Annotated in this window: 4 protein-coding genes; 1 reads left to right on the top strand and 3 read right to left on the bottom strand. The window is 72.9% G+C overall.

Annotated elements, in window-relative coordinates; all coding sequences use genetic code 11:
• Nucleotides 1-4,001, top strand: a 4,001-nt coding sequence (locus AB0B33_RS41110) for a DUF6531 domain-containing protein (RefSeq protein WP_360782181.1), incomplete at its 5' end; no start/stop codon positions are given.
• 2 nt (nt 4,002-4,003) lie between these two features.
• Here AB0B33_RS41110 and AB0B33_RS41105 read toward each other — a convergent pair.
• The 3 genes from AB0B33_RS41105 to AB0B33_RS41095 are packed head-to-tail and all read right to left on the bottom strand — an operon-like array spanning nt 4,004 to nt 7,069.
• The gene (locus AB0B33_RS41105; RefSeq protein WP_360782179.1) at nt 4,004-4,603 is read right to left on the bottom strand and encodes a TetR/AcrR family transcriptional regulator; all 600 of its coding nucleotides are present in this window, start codon (nt 4,601-4,603) and stop codon (nt 4,004-4,006) included.
• A gap of 28 nt (nt 4,604-4,631) precedes the next feature.
• Nucleotides 4,632-5,633: a hypothetical protein gene (locus AB0B33_RS41100; protein ID WP_360782177.1), complete on the bottom strand. Its 1,002-nt coding sequence runs from the start codon at nt 5,631-5,633 to the stop codon at nt 4,632-4,634.
• On the bottom strand, nt 5,630-7,069 hold the full coding sequence (locus tag AB0B33_RS41095; RefSeq protein ID WP_360782175.1) for a hypothetical protein: 1,440 nt from the start codon (nt 7,067-7,069) through the stop codon (nt 5,630-5,632). Before AB0B33_RS41095 ends, AB0B33_RS41100 begins: the two co-directional genes overlap by 4 nt.
• Nucleotides 7,070-7,208 lie beyond the last annotated feature (139 nt).

Raw genomic sequence — 7,208 nt, 5'->3', positions numbered from 1 at the left:
TGCCGCAGGTGATCGGTGCGGTGGCGAAGACGGCGTCGAAGATCGCGGATCTGGTGAAGCGGCTGGTCACGGCGTTGAAGGCGTTGGTGCCGTTGCTGAAGCGGGCGGGGGATTTGTTCGCGGATGCGGCGAAGGCGTTGAAGAACATCAAGCCGGGTAAGGCCGCACCCGCGCCGAAGCACGCGGACATCAACGGCAACCCGAAGGGCATCGACGGGCCCCACGGCAAAGGCGGTGAGGGGCCGAACGGCAAGCCCGACGACGGGACCCACACTTCCGGTGCCAAGGGGCCCGACACCCCGCCCAAGACCGACCCGCCGCCCAAGCCGGAGGCGCCGCCCAAGAACGATCCGCCGGTCAGCCCGCCCCCGCCGAAGGTCGAGACGCCGGCGGCCGGCGGCAAGCCGAAGGGCGACCCCAAGGGCGAGCCGAAGGGGGACGGCCCACGCGACCGGGCCCAGCCGTCGGACAGCAAGACCTACTGCGGTGACCCCGTGGACATCGCGACCGGCGAGGTCGTGATGACCCAGGTCGACCTCGTCCTGCCGGGCGACGCGGGCGATCTGGAACTGTCGCGCACACACCTCTCGGCCTACCGGGCGGGCCGGTGGTTCGGCCGGTCGTGGGCGTCCACTTTGGACCAGCGGCTGGCGTTCGGTCCCGCGGCGGTCCGGTTCTACGCCGAGGACGGCATGGTCCTCGTCTACCCGGTGCCCGCCGGCGATCCCGTGCTGCCGCTGGAAGGCCCGCGCCTGCCGCTGCACCGCTCCCCCGGCGGTTACCGGCTGTCCGCCGGCGACGGCGAACTGCACTTCGGCGACGACGGGCGGCTCGCGGCGATCGAGCGGAACGGCAGCCGCACCGAGATCGCCTACGCCGCCGACGGAACGCCCGCCGCGCTGCGCCGCGACGACGGCGTCGAGCTCCGGATCGGGACGGACGGCGGCCGTGTGGTCGCGCTCGGCGCGCCCGAGGCCGCGCCGCTGGTCCGGTTCGGCTACAACCGGCTCGGGCAGCTGACCACCGTCGCGGACTTCGCGGGCCGCCCGATGACGCTGGACTACGACTACGAGCACCGGCTCGTCGGCTGGCGGGACCGCACCGGCACCTGGTACCGCTACGTCTACGACGCCGAGGGCCGCTGCGTCCGCGCCGTCGGGGCGAACGGCTTCTACAACGCGGCGTTCGCCTACTCGCCCGGCACCACCCGGCACACCGACGCGCTCGGCCACACCTGGACCTACCGGCTCAACGACGCCGGACAGCTCATCGGCCGGACCGACCCGCTCGGGAACTCCCGCCGGTACACGTGGAGCCGCTACGACCAGCTGCTGTCCCAGGTGGACGAACTGGGCCGCGAAACCCGGTACGACTACCGGGACGGCGAACTGGCGACGGTCATCCGGCCCGACGGCTCCGTCGTCCGCACGGCGCCCGCCGCCGAGGGCGAGGTGCGCCTGCGGGTCGGCGAGGGGGACGCCGCCGTGCAGCGGGTGGTGCCCGCGGCCGATCCGTTCACCGTGCTGCCGGGCGCGGCGGTCTCGGCCGGGCCGGGTGCGGCGCCCGACCCGCTCGGCGACGCGCCGGTGACCGACGCGTCGGTGCGCCCCGGCGACCGCGACCTGTTCGGCAGACCCCAGCTCGTGCACACCGCGTCCGGCGGCGCCGCCCGGCTCGGCTGGACGGCCGAGGGCCGCCGCGCCTGGCGGATCGGCCCGCACGGCGACCGGGAAACCTGGTTGCACGACGCCGAAGGGCAGGTCGTCGAGCACCGCGACGCGGCCGGGGGCGTGTGGCGCCGCCGCTACGGCGCGTTCGGGCTGCCGGTGGCGGACATCGACGCGACCGGCGCGCGCACGACGTACACCTACGACGGCGAACTGCGGCTCACGTCGGTGACGAACCCGGCCGGCCGGACCTGGCGCTACGCCTACGACCCCGCCGGGCGCCTGGTCGCCGAGACCGACTACGACGGCCGCCGGCTGACCTTCGGCTACGACGAGGCCGGGCAGCTGCGGCGGCTGACCAACGGCCTCGGCGAGGTCACCGAGTTCACCTACGACCTGCTCGGCAACGTCGTCGAACGGCGCACGGCCGAGGACATCACCCGCTACGCCTACGACGCGCTCGGGCGGCTGTCGCTGGCCGAGAACGCCGAAGCGCGCGTGGAGTTCGTCCGCGACCGGCGGGGCCGGCTGATCGCCGAGACGGTCAACGGGCTCGGCGTCGCCTGGGACCACGACGAGACCGTCCTCCGCCGCCGCACTTCGTCCGGTGTGGACAGTGAGTGGCGCTTCGACGGCGATGGGCTGCCGCGGTCGCTGCGGATCGCCGGGCACGACGTCGGGTTCGAGCACGACGCGGCCGGGCGCGAGGTCACCCGCAGCGTCGACGGCGAAGTGGTGCTGCGACGGCGGTTCTGCGTCGAGGACCGCGTCGCCGCGGAAGAGATCGCGGGCGTCGGGCAGCGCACGTACGGCTACCGGCCCGACGGCAGGCTCGCCGCGGTCGGGGACGCCACCCGGCCGTGGCGGCTCGACTTCGACGCCGCGGGCCGCGTCAGCGAGGCGCACGGGCCCGGGGGCGCCGAGCGGTTCACCCGCGACGCCGCGGGCCGGCTCATCACGGGCGAAATCCGCTACACCGGCGACGCGCAGGGCCGCGTCACCGTGCGCTCGCGCGGTGGCCGGTCGTGGACGTACTCGTGGGACGGGCTGGACCGGCTGCGCGGTGTGCGCACGCCGGACGGCGCGCGCTGGACGTACCACTACGACCCGCTCGGCCGCCGGTTCGCCAAGCGCCGCTGGGTCACCGGCGACGGCGGCGAACCCGAGCTCGCCGGCGACACGCGCTTCCTCTGGAGCGGCTTCGATCTCGTGGAGCGCGTCGAGTTCGGTGCGGACGGCTCGCGCCGGACCCTGACGTGGGAGCGCCACCCCGGCGACGGTCACCCGGTCGTGCAGGTCGAGCGGACCGCGGCCGGCGAGCGGTTCCGCTGCGTGATCACGACCCCGGCCGGCACGCCGACCGAGCTGCTGGACGAGCGGGGTGCGGTGACCTGGCGCGACCGCAGCGCGTTCTGGGGCGCGCCGCTGCCGGGCGCCGACACCGGGGCCGTGCCGCTGGCGTTCCCCGGTCAGCACCGCGACGAGGAAACCGGCCTGCACTACAACGTGTTCCGCTACTACGACCCCGGAACCGCGCGCTACCTCAGCCAGGACCCGCTCGGCCTCGCGGCCGCCCCCGACCCGGCGGGCTACGTCGCCGAGCCGCTGCTCACCGGCGACCCGCTCGGCCTCGTCGGCACCTGCGGCAAGACCGGGCCGCCGACGAAGAAGCGGCCCCGCCCGGACGACTTCGACGAGCACCCGGACCTGAAGCCGCCGCCGTCGAAGCGGCCCGACCTCGGCGTCGACGTCAACCGCATGACGCGCGAGGAGTGGGAGGCGTTCAAGCCGAAGCTGGACGACATGATGAAGGCGGACAAGCACTTCTTCTGGTCCGGCGGCTACAAGAAGGGCCACGGCGCCCCGGACGACCCGTACCTGGGCTCGATCGAGTTCAAGGCCAACTCGGTCGCCAAGCAGCACGGCGGCAACACCCTCGAAGGGCTGGTCGCCGACAACCACCTGAAGATGCCCGGCTGGGTCGACGACAAGATGATGAAGGACCCGGGCCAGGGCTACTGGTCGCACGGCGACCACGGAACGTCCAACCTGGACCAGAAGACCTTCGTCAAGGAGAAGTGGGACCACGCGTCGGAGACGTTCGCGAAGAACTCGAACGCCGACACCCACGTCGTCTTCCCCGACAAGCCGGGCGCCCAGACGAGCACGGGCATCCCCAACCCGGACGGCGACATCTACCCGTACCGGCGCCCGGACAACATCTTCGACGCGATCGAGTACAAGAAGCTCGAGGAGCAGGGCATCCAGGTCACCGAGCACAACGCGGAGACCGGCGCGACGAAGCCGTACCAGAAGCCGCCGAAGAAGCCCTGACGCTAGCCGCCGAGGGCGGGGCCGAGCCAGCGGCGGACGAGGGCCCGCAGCTCGTCGTCCGCCGGGGGCGGGGTCGTCGGGTACTGCAGGAACGACATGAAGAGCCGCATCAGGATCTCGGCGAGGCCGCGGAGGTCTTCCTCGGTCGTGACGCCCGCCGCCGCCCAGTCGACCGGGAGGTTGCGCAGGATGCGCGTGCCGAACGAGAACGCGAGCGGCGAGATGACGCCGTCGGTGAAGAAGTCGGCCTCACCCGCCTGCAGGAGGAGGCCGAGGTGGGGCTCGGCGGGGACCGTCCGGACCGCCCACACCACCGATTCCACCGCGGCCTCGGTGGCGGTGCCGAACGTGGCCAGGTGGCGTTCCATCCGCCCGGCGAACTCCTCGACCCCGGCCAGCCCGACCGCGCGCAGGATGTCCTTCAGGCTCGGGAAGTAGCGGTAGACGGTCTGCCGGGTCACGCCCGCTTCGGCGGCGACGTCGGACAGGCTCGTCTTGGCCGGTCCCACGCGGTCGAGGCACGCCGTCGCCGCTTCGACGATCCGGCGGCGGGCCTCGTCCTCCGTGCCGGGCGGGTTGCCCCGCCATCCGTGGTGCCCCATGCCCGTCATCTTCCCCGACCGCACCCGGTCACGCCGGGGCAGGGCGGCGGGCCCGGTGCAGCGCGGCCAGCACCAACCCGGCCGCGACGAAGCAGGCGAGCGCGTAGAGCCCGCTTTCGAGCGGGACCTCGTGGAGCGCGGAGAGCCAGATGACCGCCAGGACGCCCAGGTAGGCGGCCGGGTAGATCCGCGCGAAGGCGGACACCGGCTCGGCCGGCCGGCAGGTGGCGACGATCCAGCCGCCGGCCAGCCAGACCGCTGCCAGCTCGACGCCGAGGATCCAGGCCTGCGCCGGGGAGTTCCCCTGGAAAACGCTCGCCGGGAGGCCCGCGATCACCATGGCGAACGGGGTCAGCACGCCGGCCAGCAAGAACGCGGCGCGGCCCTTCAGCCGCACGACCAGGTACGTCATCGCGGCCATCGACACCGAAGCGAACAGCAGCATGCTGGTCATCGGCACGGTCGCCAGCGCCGGGTGGTTCACGATGGCGTTGCCGGGGTTCCAGGCCCACCACTTCAGCGGCGGCCCGATCTGGTCGAAGACCTCGTAGAACACCTGGCACACGAAGGCGACGGCCACCGCTCCGCGCAGCGCGCCGCGCCGGAAGATCCCGAGCGACCGCACGACCTCGTACGCGAGCTGGCTGAACGCCGGGTAGAACGCCACGATGTAGAGCGGCAGCCGGTCCCCCATGAACTGCACGGTGAACCGGTTGTGGGCGAAGATGAAGCCGTACAGCTCGTCGAGCCCGAACCACTCCGGGAAGTACAGCGGCGGTTCGGTGACGAACAGGTAGACCAGGGAAGCGCACCACAGCGCCAGGTTGACCGGGTCACCCGCGCGGTACCGGCGCACGGCGTGCACCAGCGCGAAGACGGCGCCGGCGACGATCAGCAGTTCGAGCACCGGCAGCGTCCAGTTCGCGAGGTCCCACGGGGAGCGGACCGACACCACCGGCGAGACGTCGTGGCAGTCGAAGCCGAGCCCGCGGGTGACGGCCTCGGCGTCCGGTCCGCACGCCGGGCTCATCGCGCGGTCGCCGTCGAATAGTCCGTGGCCGGCGGCTCGGCGCGCGGGTCGAACCCGAACGGCACCCGGTGCCGCCCGAGGGCCGCGCGGACGCGGTAGCGCACGAGCCCCGCCAGCACGCGCGGGTTGCGCAGCATGTCCCCCAGCGACTCGTCGAGGTTGAACACCTTGGCGAAGTGCTCGTCGACGACGTCGTCCTCCCGGGCCGCGCCGACGATCAGGCTGAACGCCGGCGCCGACACGGCCGCGAGGATCCGGCGCTTCCACTCGGGCGGCCGCTCGGTGCCCTCGGCGCACGCGTAGCCCTGGTCCCGGGCCATCGCGAGCCGCCACGGCACCTGGAGCGCTTTGCGCTGCGCGGCGAGGAAGCGCTTGCCGAAGCCCGCGTCGAGCCGGTCGGCGCGGGAAAGGTGTTCACGCAGGAGCAGCGCCGAGCCCGCCGCGGAGCTGATGCCCTGCGCGTAGAAGGGGTTGAACGCGCAGATGGCGTCGCCGACGAACGCCAGGCTGCGCGGGAGTGTGCGCAGGCGGTCGTAGCGGCGCCACTTGTTGCCGGTCGACCGGGTGAGGTGCACTTCGGACGCCGGCTCGCACCGGTCCATCGCGGCGGCGAACAAGGGCGTCCGCACCCGGCGGGCCACCTCGGCGAACGCGTCGGTGGTGCGGGGCATTTCCAGGCCCCACGAACCCATGCAGGCGATGACCCGGTTGCCCTCGACGGGGAAGAAGTTGACCAGGAAGTCGTGCTCGGCCGGGTGGTCGCCCTTGTCCGGCGTCGGCATGATCACCAGGTGCCGCCACCACCAGGACGCCGGGCGCTCGGCGGGCAGGTCGTACCAGCGTGAGGTGTAGGTGACCTTGGCGTCGAGGGTCTGCGTCGCGGGCGCGGGCCACCCGGCCGCGGTCAGCCAGCCGGCCACCGGGGAGCCGCGGCCCGCCGCGTCGACGACGAAATCGGCGTCGAGGTGCTCGCCGCCGGCGTCGACCCCGGTCACCGCCCCGTTTTCGAAGGTCAGTCCACCGGCCGTGGTCCCTTCGCGGATGACGACGTTGGGCAGTTCGCGCACCTTGTCGCGCAGCACGCGTTCGATGAGGATCCGCGAGCCGTAGATCATGGTCATCGAGCTGCGCTTGCGCGCCGACCAGCCCTCGCCGTCGAGGTAGGCGGCGTCCATGGACGGCATCAGGTGCAGCCCGCCCGCCGCGATCAGGTCGGCTTCGAAGCCGGGGAAGAGCGCGCCGATCGCCCGCCGCCCCGAGTTCAGGAGGAAGTGCGGGTGCTTGCTCTGCGGCACCCCGCGCCGGTGTTCCGCTCCGGCCGGCAGCCGGTCGCGCTCCAGTACGAGCACGCGCCCGAAGAAGGGCGCGAGGGCACCGGCGGTGCAGAGACCGGCGGCACTGCCACCCAGGACGACGGCGGTCCGGCCGAGCCGCATGCGGATCAACTCCCGTCATTCATACAAAGTGACGACGAATGTATGAATGACGGGCGAGCGTGTCAAGGCGGCCGTTCGCCAGGCCTTCACCCTTTCGGGCCTAAACCACGTTGCTTCCTCACCCGTGATCGGGCCGTCG

This window comes from Amycolatopsis sp. NPDC049159, from assembly GCF_040648295.1.
Classification (GTDB): domain Bacteria; phylum Actinomycetota; class Actinomycetes; order Mycobacteriales; family Pseudonocardiaceae; genus Amycolatopsis; species Amycolatopsis pretoriensis_A.
The sequence above is the reverse complement of the archived record's forward strand: the minus strand, read 5'-3'. Positions and strand labels throughout refer to the sequence as shown.